Source organism: Pseudomonas sp. 2VD (assembly GCF_005503585.1).
In the GTDB taxonomy this organism is placed as follows: domain Bacteria; phylum Pseudomonadota; class Gammaproteobacteria; order Pseudomonadales; family Pseudomonadaceae; genus Pseudomonas; species Pseudomonas aeruginosa.
Genome location: NZ_SCND01000037.1, coordinates 1 through 14331 on the forward strand (window position 1 = coordinate 1; position 14331 = coordinate 14331).

The window sequence follows — 14331 nt, forward strand, 5'->3', positions numbered from 1 at the left end:
GGGTAACGCTGGATGTCATCGCTCATCTGGATTGCCTCCTGTGGATGAAGCGCTAGGAAGAAAAGCTTTCGGCCGCGGAATCGGCGTATTCATGTAGCACTGCGATCAACCCTGGCTCATATCGACGCGCTCCGCCAGAAAGTCCAGGAACGCCCGCACGCGCAGCGGCAGATAGCCGCCCTGGCCGACGTAGACGGCGTGGACTTCCTCCAGGTCGCCCGGGTTGTATGCCTCGAGCACGGGAATCAGGCGCCCGGCGGCTATGTCCTCGCGCACCTGGAACGCGGCCAGCCGCGCCAGGCCCAGGCCGGCCACGGCCAGACGGCGCAGCGCCTCGCCATCGCTGGCCTGGGCGTTGCCCGACAACGGCACCACGAGTTCCTCGCCGGCGTCCCGCAGCGGCCAGCCGGAGCGCGTTCGCACATAGTTGGCGCCGAGGCGGTTGTGCCCCAGCAGCGCCTGCGGCGTGGCCGGCATGCCATGCCGGGCCAGGTAGGCCGGCGCACCGACGATCAGCATGCGCGTGCTCCCCAGCTTGCGCGCCACCAGGCTCGAGCTTTTCAGCGGCCCCGCGCGCACGGCCACGTCGGTGCGCTGCTCGAGGATGTCGACGACCTCATCGGTCAGCACGATATCCAGCGTCACCTCGGGATGCTGCGCGAGGAACTCGGGCACCAGCGGCAGCAGGAAATGATGCCCGAAAGGCACGTTGGCGCTGACTCGCAAGCGCCCGCGCGGCGCCGCGTTTTCGCTCGCACACCGCTCGGCTTCCTCCAGGTCGGCCAGGATACGTACCCCGCGCTCGTAGAACGTGCATCCCTCGGGCGTCAGTTGCAATTGACGGGTGGAGCGGTTCAGCAAGCGGGTTCCCAGGCGCTGTTCGAGCCGGGTGATCAGCTTGCTGACTGCCGAGGGCGTCATGCCGCAACCTCGAGCGGCGGCGGAAAAGCCCCCCGACTCGACGACCCGGGCAAACACCTCCAGTTCGCCGGAACGGTTGACTTCAAGCCGGGCCATGGCGCCCCGCCTGATGATTTCGCTTCATAAATGATGTTCCCCGCTACGGTCTATTTCCCTTAAATCGTTGAATTCATCATCAGCTACAGGATAACCACTGAATTCAACGACATGAAACGACCCATCGAAAGACTTCCCGCCGCGACCTCCAGCGCAACCCGGGCCTTCGCGCTCGCGACGAGCCTGTTGTACGCCTGCGCCGCGCCGGCCGCTTCCTGGACCGCCAGTTGGCAGGCCAGCCCGCAGCCGGTCTGGGCTGAGGACTTCCTGTTTCCCAGCAACGTGCCGGCCGAACTGCACGACCAAACGGTGCGGCAACTGGCGCGAATCAGCCTGGGAGGAACGCGCGTGCGCATCGTCCTGGCAAATACCTATGGAAAGCGCCCGATCCGGATCGGCCGGGCCACCCTGGCCAAACCCGGTTCCGAGCGCGCCGCGGTCGCCACCGGCAGCCTGCATGACGTGACCTTCGGCGGACGCCGGACGGCGACCATCGCGCCCGGCGCCACGCTACTCAGCGATCCGGTGGCGATGCCGGTGGCCGCGCTCTCGCAGGTGCTGGTGAGTCTCTACCTGCCGGCCGCCACGCCCATGGAAACCTTCCACTGGGACGGCCGCCAGACGGGCTGGATCGTCGCCGGCGAGCAGACCCAAAGCCACGCATTGCAGCTGGACGCGGCGGACAGCCAGAGCACCACCGCGCGCCTGCTGTTGACAGGTATCCTGGTCGAAACCGAAACGGCAACGCGGACGCTGGTGACGCTCGGCGACTCGATCACCGACGGAGCCAGCGCCAGCCTCGACCGGAACAGCCGTTGGCCGGACTTCCTCGCCGAACGCCTGGCCCCGCATGGCGTCGCCGTGGTCAATGCGGGGATTTCCGGCGCCCGTCTGCTGAGCGACGGCATGGGCGCGAGCGCGCTGGCACGTCTGGACCGCGACGTACTGGCCCAGCCAGGCGCAAGCAGCATGGTGGTGATGCTCGGCATCAACGACATTGCCTGGCCCGGTACCGCTTTTGCCCGGAATGCCGCACCGCCCACCCTGGAAGCGCTGATCGCCGGCTACCGGCAATTGATCGAACGGGCGCACAACCGGGGTATCCGGGTCGTCGGCGCGACCCTCACGCCGTTCGAGGGCGCACTGCCCGGCACGCCGTTGAGCGATTATTACCATCCCGCCAAGGAAGCCCTGCGCAGGCAGGTTAACGAGTGGATCCGTCATGCCGGCGCCTTCGATGCGGTGATCGACTTCGACGCGGCATTGCGCGATCCGGAGCAGCCGTCGCGGCTCGCCGCGCGCTACGACTCCGGCGACCATCTGCACCCCAGCGACGAAGGCAACCGTGCGATGGCGGCCGCCGTCGACCTCGACGTCCTGCTGGACGAGGTGCCTGACGGCACACCGGCAGAGCCCCGGGCCGATAGCGCAACGAAATGAAAAAAGGCGCCCGAAGGCGCCTTTTTTCGATCACCGCTGACGGTTACTGGTTGTCCAGTGCCGGGCGCTGGCCATTGATGGCGATACGCTTCGGCTTGGCTTCTTCCGGAACCAGCCGGACCAGGTCGATGTTCAGCAGGCCGTTGGCCAGCGAAGCCGCCTTGACCTCGATATGGTCGGCGAGGCGGAACGACAGCTTGAAGGCGCGCTGGGCGATGCCCTGGTGCAGGTAGGTCACGTTGTCCGTGGACTTCTCGCGCTTGCCGCCACTGACGGTCAGCACGCCGCGCTCGACCTGCAGGTCCAGGTCTTCTTCCTGGAAGCCGGCGGCGGCGATGACGATGCGATACTCGTCGTCACCGTGCTTTTCGACGTTGTAGGGCGGGTAGGTACTCCCGGCCTCATTGCGCAGGGCCGACTCGAACAGATCGTTGAAGCGATCGAAGCCTACGGAATGACGGAACAGCGGGGCGAGGGAAAAAGCGTTGCTCATTGCGAATCTCCTGAATTATCAGCAAGTACTCTGATGCGGAACCCGTCTTCGGCATCCCGCACGAACTAGATAGGGATCGTCGGAAGTATTTCAAGAGCCTTGAGAACGACCGTTCGTCGTGCTCAGATCGAAACTCATCCTTTCGAGAACCGTCGCCATGGAACGCGCAATCCCGACCTTCCCCTGCCGCGATCTGGACAGCGCCAGCGCCTTCTACCAGTCCCTCGGCTTCCACCTTGGCGCTCGCTATCCGACCTACGCCATCCTCCAGCGCGGCGCCCTGGAGCTGCACCTGTCGCTGTTCGAAGCGCTCGAACCGAAGACCAATTGCAGCGCTGCCTACCTGCGCCTGGAGGACGCCCAGGCGCTGCATCGCCAGGCCGCGGCCCTCGGCCTGGGCGGCCAGGGGATTCCACGCATCACGGCCCTGGAAGACCAGCCCTGGGGTATGCGCGAATTCGCCCTGGTCGATCCCGACGGCAACCTGCTGCGGGTCGGCCAGGAGCTCGATGCGACGCCAGAGCAACACCGGGTTCGCCTGGCCAGCGCCGACGACGTCCCCGCGGTGGCCGCCCTCTGGCAAGCCAATGTCCGCGAAGCCGGGGAAACCCTGGATGCCGGCGACCAACAGGCGATCCAGGCACTGCTCCTGGCCGCCTCGCGCAACCGCTTGCTCTGGCTGGCGGAGGCCCAGCAGCATCCCCGCGGTTTCGTCCTCGCCCACTTGTGGCAGATCGAGGACGGTCAGGCACGGGTCGGAGAGATCGCAGAGCTCTACGTACTGCCGCAGGCCCGCCGCCAGGGCCTGGCCCGGGAACTGGTGGGCAGCGCCGAGGAGGCCCTGCGCTCGCGGGGCGCCGGCCTGATCCGCGCGCAATCGGCCCTTGACGCGCCGCTGTCCAACCTGTTCTGGCAGGGCCTGGGCTGGGACGCCGACTACCTGACCTTCACTCGCTACTGACCTGGGGAGCATCATCATGCGCAACGTCATGCTGATCACCGGAGCCAGCCGCGGCATCGGCGCCGCCACCGCTCTGCTCGCCGCCGAGCGCGGCTATGCGGTCGTCCTCAACTATCTGCGCAACCGCGAGGCCGCCGAAGCGCTGCGCCAGCGCATCGAGCGCCAGGGCGGCGAAGCCCTGGCGGTGGCGGCCGACGTAGCCGAGGAAGGCGATGTCGAGCGGCTGTTCGCCGCCATCGACGAACGTTTCGGCCGCCTCGACGTGCTGGTCAACAACGCCGGCGTGCTGGAAGCGCAGACGCGCCTGGAAAACATCGACGCGGCGCGCCTGCACAGGGTATTCGCGACCAACGTGACCGGCAGCTTCCTCTGCGCCCGCGAGGCGGTGAAGCGCCTGTCGACCCGCCACGGCGGGCGCGGCGGCAGCATCGTCAACGTATCCTCGATGGCCTCGCGGCTGGGATCGCCCAACGAATACATCGACTATGCCGCCGCCAAGGGCGCCATCGACAGCATGACCATCGGGCTGGCCAGGGAAGTGGCGGCGGAGGGTATCCGGGTCAACGCGGTGCGGCCCGGACTGATCGATACCGAGATCCACGCCAGCGGCGGCGAGCCCGGCCGTATCGAACGCCTGAAGGGCGGCATACCGCTAGGACGCGGCGGTACGGCGGAGGAAGTCGCGCGGGCGATTCTCTGGCTGGCGTCGGACGAAGCCAGCTACAGCACCGGCACCTTCATCGATGTCAGCGGCGGCCGCTAGGCCTGCTACGCAAGCTAGGCCGCCTGGCTGAACGACACCTGCAACAGCCGGTCGATGGTTTCGCAATCGCTTTCCCGGCGAATCCGCGCGAACAGCTCGACGGCTTCGGGATAGGTGCGCGTGAGCATGCCCAGCCACTGCTTGAGACGCCCCGGGGCATAGCGCGGGGCGAGCTTGCGCCGGGCCTGTAGCCAGAAGTCGCGCAGCAGCGGCAACAGCTCGCTCCAGGGCATCTCGTGGATTTCGCCGCCATCGCGCCAGGCGGCGATCTGCCGAGCCAGGCCAGGACGCGAGACCAGGCCGCGACCGAGCATGATGTCCTCCACCCCGCTGACCTCGCGACAACGCAGGTAGTCGTCGAGCGTCCACACTTCGCCATTGGCGAACACCGGCACGCGCACCGCCTCGGCCACCCGCGCCACCCACTCCCAGTGCGCCGGCGGCCTGTAGCCATCGACCTTGGTCCGGGCATGCACCACTACATGGGCCGAGCCGCCGTCGGCCAGGGCCCGCGCGCAATCCAGGGCGCCGTCGGGACTGTCGTAGCCCAGGCGCATCTTCGAGGTCACCGCAATCTCGCTCGGCACCGCGCGACGCACGGCGGCGACGATGTCGTGCATCAGCTCCGGCTCCTTGAGCAATACCGCGCCGCCGCGCGAGCGGTTCACGGTTTTGGCCGGACAACCGAAGTTCAGGTCGATCACCGGGGCACCCAGCTCACAGGCGAACGCGGCGTTATCCGCCAGGCACGCAGGATCGGAGCCGAGCAACTGCACACGCATCGGCGTCCCGGCGCGGGTCCGGCTGCCGTCGCGCAGCTCCGGCGCCAGCTTGTGGAAAGCCGTGGCCGGCAGCAGGCGATCGGTGATGCGGATGAATTCGGTGACGCACCAATCGATGCCGCCGACGCGGGTCAGCACGTCGCGGAGGATTTCATCCACCAGACCTTCCATCGGCGCCAGGGCGATTTGCACGAACCACTACCTCGAAAATGACAGGCGGCGGATTCTAGAGAATCCGCCGCCCGGAACAAAGTGCGAATGCCTGCCGGCCGACGCGCGACGGGTCAGGCCCCGGCGAGCAGAGCCTGGCCGTAGCCGTCGATGAACTCCGCCGGCATCCGCTTCGGCTTGCCGCTGGACAGTTCGATGCAGACGAAGGTGGTCTGCGCCCGCAGCAGCGTGGCGCCATCCGCCGGGCGTACCAACTGGAAGCGCCGGTTCATCCGCAGGCGCTGGTCGGACTCGACGATCCAGGTCGCCAGTTGCAGTTCGTCGCCCTCGTAGGCCGCGGCCAGGTAGTCGATCTCGTGGCGCAGCACCGCCATCGCCCGGTCCAGCCGGCGGTACTCGGCCAGGTCCAGGCCCAGCCGCTGCGAGTGGCGCCAGGCGCAGCGCTCCAACCAACTGACGTAGACGGCGTTGTTCGCGTGGCCGAGCCCGTCGATGTCCTCGGCGAGGACCCTGAGGTCGATCACGAACGGATCGGCGTAGTCCCAATTCATCAATGCTGCTCCAGGCTGCCGGCCAGTTCGCGCGCTTCCCTGGCCAGTTGTGTGATCTGATCCCAGGCCCGCGCCCGGATCAGGCTCGGCGGCGCCAGCCAGGTGCCGCCGACACAGGCGACATTGGGCAGGCGGAGGAAATTCAGCAGGTTGTCCAGGTTGACCCCGCCGGTCGGGCAGAAGCGGATGCCGGTGAACGGCCCCTTCAGGCTTTTCAGCATTTTCACGCTGGCAGTGCCATCGGCCGGGAACAGCTTCAGCGAGCGATAACCGTACTCCAGCGCCAGCAACACTTCCGAAGGCGTCATCACCCCGGGCAGGTATGGCAGGCCGGCATCCTCCGCGGCGGCGGCAAGGCGCGGCGTGCATCCGGGGCTGACGGCGAACTGCGCGCCCGCGTCGCGTGCCTCGAGAAACTGCTCGGTGTGAATCAGGGTACCCGCCCCCAGCAGGACCTCGGGCACCTCGCGATGGATGGCGGCGATCGCGTCCAGCGCCTGCGGCGTGCGCAGCGTCACTTCCAGCACCGTGACGCCGCCCGCATACAACGCGCGCGCCAGGTCGGGCGCCAGCGCCACGTCCTCGATCACCAGCACCGGCAATACCGGGCTGGCCTGCAGCAGGACCCGATCCAGCGGCAATGTCATGGGCATTCCTCGATTCGAAACGGCTCGCCCCGCCGGATCGCTCCGCGCGGGCCACAGCGCTTTTTACCGAAGAACCGAGGTCAGGACAACGACAACCCCTCTGCTACGCGCCTCAGGAAGCGCTCGCCGTCTTTTCCACGCGCCGGCAAGCGCGCATCGCCGGACGCTCCTCGAGCAGCGCCAGCAGCGACTCGCTCAGCCTGCGCTCACCGAGCAGTCGGTGGTGGCCGCCGCCCGGCAGGCGCAGCAAGCGACTGGCCGGCCAGGCGGCATGGATGCGCTCGGCATTTTCCACCGCTACGCGCGGGTCGTCGTCGGCATGCACCACCAGTCCGGGCATTTCCAGACGGTAGCGCGCCACATCCAGGCACGCCGCGGATATGCCCGCCTGACGCTCGACCAGGCGGATGAAATGCGAGCGAGCCAGGGCCGGCAAACCGACGAAACGAGCGAACAGGCGCAACTGTTCGAGAATCCGCGACGGCGCCGAGACCGTCACCAGCGCTTCGCTGCGCAGCCCCATCTGGGCCGCCAGCAACGCCGCCGCGCCACCCAGGGAATGACCGACCACCGCACGCAGCGGCGGCAACTCGCCAGCGGCCTCCAGCAAGGCATGGGCGAACAGCACCACGTTCGCCTCCCTGCCCGGCGAGCGGCCATGGGCCGGCGCATCGAGGGCATACACCGAATAACCCGCGCCGACCAGTTGCTCGACCAGATGGGCGAACTGTGTCGGCCTGCCGGCCCAGCCATGCAGCAGCAGGACTGCCGGCCCCTCGCCCCAGCGCAACACCGACAGCCCGAAGCGCAGAGTGACGCGCTCCGAGCTGGCCAGCAGCGGCAGCTCCCAATCCTTCGGCGGCCACTCGCCAGGCATCATGAACGCCCGACGCATACGCTCGGCCGTCCAACGCGGCGCGATGCGGCCGATCATCCCGTTGAAACCGCGAATCCAGGTCAGGCTGCTCATCTCGCACCTCCTCAGTTCACCGCCTGCTTGGCGGCACGCAGAACCCGGTCGGACAGCTCGCCCGGCCCCAATGCCCGGGCCAGCGCCAAACCGCCAATCATCAACACCAGGTCGGCCAGGGCGACGTCGGTTTCCTCGGGACTTTCCGCCAGGCTGGCGACCATGATCTCGACATGCCTGCTCAAGACCTCGCGAAACCCCTCCGGCAGGCGCGCCACCTCGGCGAGGGTCGCCGGCAGCGGACAACCGGCGTCGACCTGTGCGTCCCGATGCTTGCGCGACAGGTAGAAAGCGGCCGCCAAGGCCCGACGCTCCTTTCCCGACAATCCGGGGTCGAGTTCGCCGAGCAGTTCGCGGCGCTTGCCGAGCAATTGCTCGAACGCCTCGAGCATCAGCGCATCCTTGCTCTGGAAGTGTGCATAGAAGCCGCCGACGGTGAGCCCCGCCGCGCCCATCACTTCCCCGACGCTAGGCTCGACGGCGCCCCGCTCGAGCAGGGCCTGGGTGGCGGCACCGAGGATGCGGGCACGGGTCTGGGTTTTCTTGTCGCTCATGTCGATCTCCGAAAATATTATGAGTGAAATATTATATGCATAATAAAAATCGGCAAGCGTACGGCCGGACCGTCTGTCAGGAAATTCGAAAAGGGAAAAAACAAAAGGGCCATTCCAATTCGGAATGGCCCTATAGAGCCCCGCAGAGCGGGAAAAAGTGGCGTCCCCTAGGGGACTCGAACCCCTGTTACCGCCGTGAAAGGGCGGTGTCCTAGGCCACTAGACGAAGGGGACAATGAAACCTTCGAAAAGTAAGGCCAGCGATGCTGGCCTTGGAATGTGGTGGAGCTAGACGGGATCGAACCGTCGACCTCTTGCATGCCATGCAAGCGCTCTCCCAGCTGAGCTATAGCCCCGAATTCGCCATCAGGCGGGCGATCTTCCGATCGCTTCGACAACCTTCCGGTCATCGACACGCTCATCCATTGCTGGGACGGATGAACATGAAGTGGCGTCCCCTAGGGGACTCGAACCCCTGTTACCGCCGTGAAAGGGCGGTGTCCTAGGCCACTAGACGAAGGGGACGAAACCTTCGTAGGAATCCGCAAAACCAACCGCGTATTCCCGGCAATTTGGTGGAGCTAGACGGGATCGAACCGTCGACCTCTTGCATGCCATGCAAGCGCTCTCCCAGCTGAGCTATAGCCCCAAAGTACCGCTGGATCGCTTCACTTCGTTGAGTTCGTCGTGAAGACGGGGCGCATACTAAGGGCGAGGCTTGAGGCTGTCAACATTATTTTTCATCGAAACCTAAAAAATTTTACCGGAAGAACAATCACTTACCTCCCCTCCCCAAAAAACGAGGCCCGCAACTGGGCGGGCCTCGTCATCGACTGTGGAAGAAAGCCGGTCAGCCGGGAATGGCGTCGCGGATCTTCTCCCACTCCTTGGTTTCCTTTTTCGACGCCCCGCCCAGCAGCTCCAGGGCCTGGCGCAAGCGATAGCGCGACAGGTCGGCGCCAAGAATCTCCATGGCGTCCAGCACCGAAACCGAGCTGGCATGCCCGGTGATGGCCGGGAACATCAGCGGCATCACGTCGCGCAGCTTGAGCTGGAGGTGCTCGGCGACAGCCTGGATGCAGCCGGTGATGCGTTCCTTCTCCCACTGGCGCAGGGATTCGAGTTTCCACAGCACCAGTTGCAGGACCTGGCGGACCTGGGTCGGATCGAGCTTCTTGTGTTCGAACAGCGAAGCGTCCAGCGGCACCCCGCCGCTGAAGAAGAATCCGGCCAGCGGCTCGATCTGGCTGAAGTTCTCCACCCGTCCCTGCACGTGCGGAGCGATCTTCATCAGGTATTCGGGATTCAACGCCCACTTCTGCACCTCACGGGCGAACTCCTCCACGGACTGCTCGCGGATCCACTGCCCGTTCAGCCAGGAGAGCTTCTCCAGGTCGAAGATCGGTCCGCCCAGGGAGACGCGCGACAGGTCGAAATGCTCGATCATCTCGGCGAGGGTGAATTTCTCGCGCTCGTCCGGCATCGACCAGCCCATCCGCCCGAGGTAGTTGAGCAGCGCCTGCGGCAGGTAGCCCATGCGCTCGTAGAAGGTGATAGAGGTCGGGTTCTTGCGCTTGGACAGCTTGCTCTTGTCCGGGTTGCGCAGCAGCGGCATGTAGCACAGCTGCGGCTGCTCCCAGCCGAAATACTCGTAGAGCTTGATCAGCTTGGGCGCCGACGGCAGCCACTCTTCGCCGCGCAGGACGTGGGTGATGCCCATCAGGTGGTCGTCGACCACGTTGGCGAGGAAGTAGGTGGGCAGGCCGTCGGCCTTCATCAGCACCTGCATGTCCATGCGATCCCACGGAATCTCGACATCGCCGCGGAGCATGTCCGGCACCACGCAGACACCCTCGGTCGGCACCTTCATGCGGGTGACATGGGACTCGCCGGCGGCGACGCGGCGCTGCACCTCATCCTTCGGTAGGTGCATGCAGTGGCCGTCGTAGCGCGGGGTTTCCTTGCGCGCCATCTGTTCGGCGCGAACCGCATCGAGGCGCTCGGGCGTGCAGAAGCAGGTGAAGGCATGGCCCTTCTCGACCAGTTCGTCCGAATACTTCTTGTAGATGTGCCCGCGCTCGCTCTGCCGGTACGGGCCATGCGGGCCGCCGACGTCCGGGCCCTCGTCCCACTCGATGCCGAGCCAGCGCAGGGCGTCGTAGATCTGCTGCTCGGACTCCCGCGTCGAACGCAGCTGGTCGGTGTCCTCGATGCGCAGGATGAACTGACCGCCGTGCTGACGCGCGAAGCACAGGTTGAACAGCGCGATGTATGCGGTACCGACGTGCGGGTCGCCCGTCGGCGACGGGGCGATGCGAGTACGAACAGTGGTCATGGAGACTCTCTTGCCAAGCGGAAGTTAAAACGGAAATTCAGGGGCGCGATGTTATCAGGCGGGCCGCCTCCGGCTCCAGTAAACGACCGGTGTCGGCCGGCAGGCGGCTGATCAGGAAATCGAGGAAGGCCTTGACCTTCATCGCCTGGAAACGCCGCGAAGGATAGACCGCATACAGTTCGCCAACCGGCAACGGCACGTCCGCCAGCAAACGCACCAGACGCCCGCTGTGCACGCTCTCCGCACAGATCAGCGCCGGTAGCGCGGCAATGCCGGCACCGGCGACCACCGCCTCGCGGGCGAAGGTGATGTTGTTGCAGGACAGCACCCGCTGGCAGGGCAGGCTGTCTCCGGAAAGCGGCCAGTAGCGCTGGGAGTCGGTGGACAGAAGGACCGCGCGATGCCCGGCAAGCTCGGCCACCGATGTCGGCGTGCCGTGCGCCGCCAGGTAGTCGGGGCTGGCGCAGAGCCAGCGGCTGGTAGAGAGCAGGCGACGGGCCACCAGGGTGGAATCCTCCGGCTGGCCGACCATGATCACGATGTCGACGCCCTCCTGCAGCGGATCGACGCTGCGCGAGGCCAGCTCGACCTCGGCGGTGATCTGCGGGTACTGGCGCATGAAGTCGCCCAGCAGGCTGGCGAGGAACATCTGGCCGAACTCTATCGGCGAGGTGATCCGCAGCAATCCCGACGGCGCCTGCTGCAGCTGCATGACCGCCTGCTCGGCCTCGGCGAAATCGTGCATGATCTGCCGGCAGCGCTCGTAGTAGGCCTGCCCTACTTCGGTCAGGCGCAACTTGCGGGTGGTGCGATTGAGCAGGCGCACGCCCAGGCGCTCCTCCAGCAGGGCGATGCGCCGGCTCACCGTGGACTTCTGCATGCCCAGGCTCTGCGCGGCCTGGGTGAAGCTGTGGTACTCCACCACGCGGGTGAAGATCAGCGCATCATCAAGCCCCATTATTGTTCCCTATAAGCAACAAAGAGTCCGAAGTGTAGCGCCTATAACGTCCGGCGGAACACTGCTAGATTGGCCGAATTTTGCCGACGGAACACTCCACCCATGCCCGCCCAACTCAAACGTCGCCTGACCGTCTTCCTGGTGGCCGTCGGCCTGATCGCCCTGGCCTTCTTCCTCCACTGGTGGTTCATCGGCCGCCACGTGGAAAGCACCGACAACGCCTACGTCCAGGGCGAGATCACGCGGGTGGCCAGCCAGTTGGGCGCGCGGGTCGAGGAAGTCCTGGTGCGCGACAACCAGCACGTGGACAAGGGGCAGCTACTGGTACGCCTGGAAGACGCCGACTTCAAGCTGGCCGTCGAGCGCGCCCAGGCCGCGCTGGCCACCCGCGAGGCGGAACTGGCCCAGGCGCGCAGCAAGCTGGTGCAGCAGGGCAGCCTGATCGCCGCCAGCGCCGCCGACGTCAACGCCAGCCAGGCAACCCTCGGCCGCGCACAGATCGACCTGAACCGCGCCGAAGCCCTGCGCAAGCCCGGCTACGTTTCCGAGGAACGGGTCACCACCCTCACCGCCGACAACCACGTGGCCCGCTCGCAACTGGCCAAGGCCCGCGCCGACCTCGAGGCACAACGCGTCCAGCGCGACACCCTGGGCGCCGAGATCAAGCGCCTGGAAGCGCAGATCGCCAGCGCCCGAACCGAACTGGCGCAAGCCGAAATCAACCTGTCACGCACCCTGATCCATTCGCCGATCAACGGCCTGGTCGGCCAGCGCAGCGCACGCAACGGCCAGTACGTGCAGGTTGGTACCCATTTGCTGTCACTGGTGCCGGACGAAGACATCTGGGTCCAGGCCAACTTCAAGGAGACCCAGGTCGGCCGCATGCGCGACGGGCAGAAGGCGCGCCTGACCTTCGACGCCTTCCCCGACACGCCTATCGACGGCCGCATCGATAGCCTGTTTGCCGCTTCCGGCGCGCAGTTCAGCCTGCTGCCACCGGACAACGCCACCGGAAACTTCACCAAGGTGGTGCAACGCATCCCGGTGAAGATCGTGTTCGAGGCCGACAACCCGTTGCATGGCCGCATCCGCCCCGGCATGTCCGTCGAAGCCGAGGTCGAGCTCCGTGACCGCTGAGGCGCTGGCCCGGCCGCTTGGCGAACCGACCCGGCGCGACTGGATCGCGGTGCTCAGCGCCATGCTCGGCGCATTCATGGCGGTGCTCGACATCCAGATCACCAACTCCTCACTGAAGGACATCCAGGGCGCGCTGGCGGCGACCCTCGAGGAAGGCTCGTGGATCTCCACCTCCTATCTGGTGGCGGAGATCATCATGATCCCGATGACCGCCTGGCTGGTGCAGCTGCTCTCGGCACGGCGCCTGGCGGTGATGATCTCGGTGGGCTTCCTGGTGTCCTCGCTGCTCTGCTCGTTCGCCTGGAACCTGGAAAGCATGATCGTGTTCCGCGCCATGCAGGGTTTCACCGGCGGCGCGCTGATTCCGCTGGCGTTCACCCTGGCCCTGGTCAAGTTGCCGGAACACCACCGTCCGAAGGGCATGGCGCTGTTCGCCATCACCGCCACCTTCGCGCCCTCCATCGGACCGACCCTGGGAGGCTGGCTGACGGAAAACTTCGGCTGGGAATACATCTTCTATATCAACGTGCCGCCGGGCCTGTTGATGATCGCCGGGCTGCTCTACGGCCTGGAGAAAAAGGCGCCGCACTGGGAACTGCTGAAGAGTACCGACTACGCCGGCATCGTCACCCTCGGCATCGGCCTGGGCTGCCTGCAGGTCTTCCTCGAGGAAGGTCACCGCAAGGACTGGCTGGAGTCGCAACTGATCGTCAGCCTCGGCAGCGTCGCCCTGTTCAGCCTGGTCCTGTTCGTCATCCTGCAACTGTCGCGGCCGAACCCGCTGATCGACCTGGGCATCCTGCGCAACCGCAACTTCGGCCTCGCGAGCATTTCCAGCATCGGTCTGGGCATGGGTCTGTACGGCTCGATCTATGTACTGCCGCTGTACCTGGCACAAATCCAGGGCTACAACGCCATGCAGATCGGCGAGGTGATCATGTGGATGGGCATTCCCCAGCTGTTCCTGATCCCGCTGGTCCCGAAGTTGATGAAGCTGGTCTCGCCGCGCCTGCTCTGCGCCGCCGGCTTCGGCCTGTTCGGCCTTGCCAGCTTCTTCTCCGGAGTGCTCAACCCGGACTTCGCCGGACCGCAGTTCAACCAGATCCAGCTACTGCGCGCCCTCGGCCAGCCGATGATCATGGTGACCATTTCGCTGATCGCCACCGCCTACCTGCAGCCACAGGATGCCGGCTCGGCCTCGAGCCTGTTCAACATCCTGCGCAACCTCGGCGGCGCCATCGGCATCGCCCTGCTCGCGACCCTGCTCGACAGTCGCGCCAAGGTGTACTTCGACTATCTGCGCGAAGCCCTGGTGCCGACCAACCCGCAGGTCGACGAACGCCTCGCGCAACTCGCCGCGCAACTGGGCAGCCAGCAGGCGGCGCTGGGCAAACTCAGCGAGATCACCCACCAGCAGGCGATGATCATGGCCTACAACGATGCTTTCCATGTCATCGGCATGGTGCTCGCAGTGAGCATGCTCGCGGTGCTGCTGACCCGCTCGCTGCCGGCCGGCATCGGCGCCCGCGCCGACGCCGGGGCTCACTGAGGT

General features: G+C 66.1%; 14 protein-coding genes and 4 tRNA genes. 5 read left to right on the forward strand and 13 right to left on the reverse strand.

Annotation, left to right across the window (positions count from 1 at the left end; all coding sequences use genetic code 11):
* Positions 1-105 precede the first annotated feature (105 nt).
* A complete protein-coding gene (locus FFS27_RS06700; RefSeq protein ID WP_023100916.1) occupies positions 106-1017 on the reverse strand; it encodes a LysR substrate-binding domain-containing protein in 912 nt (303 codons plus the stop codon).
* Positions 1018-1128: 111 nt separating this feature from the next.
* Here FFS27_RS06700 and FFS27_RS06705 point away from each other — a divergent pair, with 111 nt between their 5' ends.
* Positions 1129-2457 (forward strand): SGNH/GDSL hydrolase family protein, encoded by a 1329-nt coding sequence (locus tag FFS27_RS06705; protein WP_021265040.1) that lies wholly within the window; start codon positions 1129-1131, stop codon positions 2455-2457.
* A gap of 43 nt (positions 2458-2500) precedes the next feature.
* Here FFS27_RS06705 and FFS27_RS06710 read toward each other — a convergent pair whose 3' ends face one another.
* Complete coding sequence (locus FFS27_RS06710) at positions 2501-2950, reverse strand: Hsp20 family protein (RefSeq protein ID WP_003091405.1); 450 nt, start codon at positions 2948-2950, stop codon at positions 2501-2503.
* 157 nt (positions 2951-3107) lie between these two features.
* Here FFS27_RS06710 and FFS27_RS06715 point away from each other — a divergent pair, with 157 nt between their 5' ends.
* Both FFS27_RS06715 and FFS27_RS06720 read left to right on the forward strand, forming a co-directional pair.
* Positions 3108-3911 carry a glyoxalase/bleomycin resistance/extradiol dioxygenase family protein gene (locus FFS27_RS06715; RefSeq protein WP_003091406.1) on the forward strand — a complete coding sequence of 268 codons (804 nt, stop codon included), beginning with the start codon at positions 3108-3110 and terminating at the stop codon, positions 3909-3911.
* Between the two features lie 16 nt (positions 3912-3927).
* Positions 3928-4674, forward strand: a complete 747-nt coding sequence (locus tag FFS27_RS06720; protein WP_003091407.1) for an SDR family oxidoreductase — start codon at positions 3928-3930, stop codon at positions 4672-4674.
* A 14-nt stretch (positions 4675-4688) separates the two neighbouring features.
* On the opposite strand, the gene FFS27_RS06725 is transcribed toward FFS27_RS06720, so the two are convergent.
* The 11 genes from FFS27_RS06725 to FFS27_RS06775 all read right to left on the reverse strand — a co-directional run bounded on the left by FFS27_RS06725 (position 4689) and on the right by FFS27_RS06775 (position 11642).
* Positions 4689-5648 (reverse strand): tRNA dihydrouridine synthase, encoded by a 960-nt coding sequence (locus FFS27_RS06725; RefSeq protein WP_003091408.1) that lies wholly within the window; start codon positions 5646-5648, stop codon positions 4689-4691.
* Between the two features lie 92 nt (positions 5649-5740).
* Positions 5741-6178: an acyl-CoA thioesterase gene (locus tag FFS27_RS06730; RefSeq protein ID WP_003107647.1), complete on the reverse strand. Its 438-nt coding sequence runs from the start codon at positions 6176-6178 to the stop codon at positions 5741-5743.
* A complete protein-coding gene (locus FFS27_RS06735) occupies positions 6178-6825 on the reverse strand; it encodes a bifunctional 4-hydroxy-2-oxoglutarate aldolase/2-dehydro-3-deoxy-phosphogluconate aldolase (RefSeq protein ID WP_003091412.1) in 648 nt (215 codons plus the stop codon). Before FFS27_RS06735 ends, FFS27_RS06730 begins: the two co-directional genes overlap by 1 nt.
* Before the next feature lie 112 nt (positions 6826-6937).
* A complete protein-coding gene (locus tag FFS27_RS06740) occupies positions 6938-7795 on the reverse strand; it encodes an alpha/beta fold hydrolase (RefSeq protein WP_021265044.1) in 858 nt (285 codons plus the stop codon).
* Between the two features lie 11 nt (positions 7796-7806).
* The gene (locus tag FFS27_RS06745) at positions 7807-8349 is read right to left on the reverse strand and encodes a TetR/AcrR family transcriptional regulator (protein WP_003091415.1); all 543 of its coding nucleotides are present in this window, start codon (positions 8347-8349) and stop codon (positions 7807-7809) included.
* A 158-nt stretch (positions 8350-8507) separates the two neighbouring features.
* Positions 8508-8583, reverse strand: a tRNA-Glu gene (locus FFS27_RS06750).
* Between the two features lie 46 nt (positions 8584-8629).
* Positions 8630-8705, reverse strand: a tRNA-Ala gene (locus FFS27_RS06755).
* A gap of 93 nt (positions 8706-8798) precedes the next feature.
* Positions 8799-8874 (reverse strand) — tRNA-Glu (locus FFS27_RS06760).
* 48 nt (positions 8875-8922) lie between these two features.
* Positions 8923-8998: transfer RNA gene (locus tag FFS27_RS06765), tRNA-Ala, on the reverse strand.
* Between the two features lie 201 nt (positions 8999-9199).
* Positions 9200-10684, reverse strand: a complete 1485-nt coding sequence (gene gltX, locus FFS27_RS06770) for a glutamate--tRNA ligase (protein WP_021265045.1) — start codon at positions 10682-10684, stop codon at positions 9200-9202.
* Between the two features lie 37 nt (positions 10685-10721).
* Complete coding sequence (locus FFS27_RS06775; RefSeq protein WP_003091419.1) at positions 10722-11642, reverse strand: LysR family transcriptional regulator; 921 nt, start codon at positions 11640-11642, stop codon at positions 10722-10724.
* A 102-nt stretch (positions 11643-11744) separates the two neighbouring features.
* On the opposite strand from FFS27_RS06775, the gene FFS27_RS06780 reads away from it, so the two are divergent.
* Both FFS27_RS06780 and FFS27_RS06785 read left to right on the forward strand, forming a co-directional pair.
* Entirely contained in the window at positions 11745-12779 is a 1035-nt protein-coding gene (locus FFS27_RS06780) for an HlyD family secretion protein (protein ID WP_003091421.1), read from the forward strand.
* 49 nt (positions 12780-12828) lie between these two features.
* Complete coding sequence (locus tag FFS27_RS06785; protein ID WP_003130539.1) at positions 12829-14328, forward strand: MDR family MFS transporter; 1500 nt, start codon at positions 12829-12831, stop codon at positions 14326-14328.
* Positions 14329-14331 lie beyond the last annotated feature (3 nt).

What these genes read in the sequence shown, in the direction of transcription:
- FFS27_RS06780 (WP_003091421.1), top strand. Translation starts at nt 11,745, where the DNA reads ATGCCCGCCCAACTCAAACGTCGCCTGACCGTCTTCCTGGTGGCCGTC.
- FFS27_RS06700 (WP_023100916.1), bottom strand. Translation starts at nt 1,017, where the DNA reads ATGGCCCGGCTTGAAGTCAACCGTTCCGGCGAACTGGAGGTGTTTGCC.
- FFS27_RS06710 (WP_003091405.1), bottom strand. Translation starts at nt 2,950, where the DNA reads ATGAGCAACGCTTTTTCCCTCGCCCCGCTGTTCCGTCATTCCGTAGGC.
- FFS27_RS06775 (WP_003091419.1), bottom strand. Translation starts at nt 11,642, where the DNA reads ATGGGGCTTGATGATGCGCTGATCTTCACCCGCGTGGTGGAGTACCAC.
- FFS27_RS06735 (WP_003091412.1), bottom strand. Translation starts at nt 6,825, where the DNA reads ATGACATTGCCGCTGGATCGGGTCCTGCTGCAGGCCAGCCCGGTATTG.
- FFS27_RS06730 (WP_003107647.1), bottom strand. Translation starts at nt 6,178, where the DNA reads ATGAATTGGGACTACGCCGATCCGTTCGTGATCGACCTCAGGGTCCTC.
- FFS27_RS06745 (WP_003091415.1), bottom strand. Translation starts at nt 8,349, where the DNA reads ATGAGCGACAAGAAAACCCAGACCCGTGCCCGCATCCTCGGTGCCGCC.
- FFS27_RS06715 (WP_003091406.1), top strand. Translation starts at nt 3,108, where the DNA reads ATGGAACGCGCAATCCCGACCTTCCCCTGCCGCGATCTGGACAGCGCC.
- gltX (WP_021265045.1), bottom strand. Translation starts at nt 10,684, where the DNA reads ATGACCACTGTTCGTACTCGCATCGCCCCGTCGCCGACGGGCGACCCG.
- FFS27_RS06740 (WP_021265044.1), bottom strand. Translation starts at nt 7,795, where the DNA reads ATGAGCAGCCTGACCTGGATTCGCGGTTTCAACGGGATGATCGGCCGC.
- FFS27_RS06720 (WP_003091407.1), top strand. Translation starts at nt 3,928, where the DNA reads ATGCGCAACGTCATGCTGATCACCGGAGCCAGCCGCGGCATCGGCGCC.
- FFS27_RS06705 (WP_021265040.1), top strand. Translation starts at nt 1,129, where the DNA reads ATGAAACGACCCATCGAAAGACTTCCCGCCGCGACCTCCAGCGCAACC.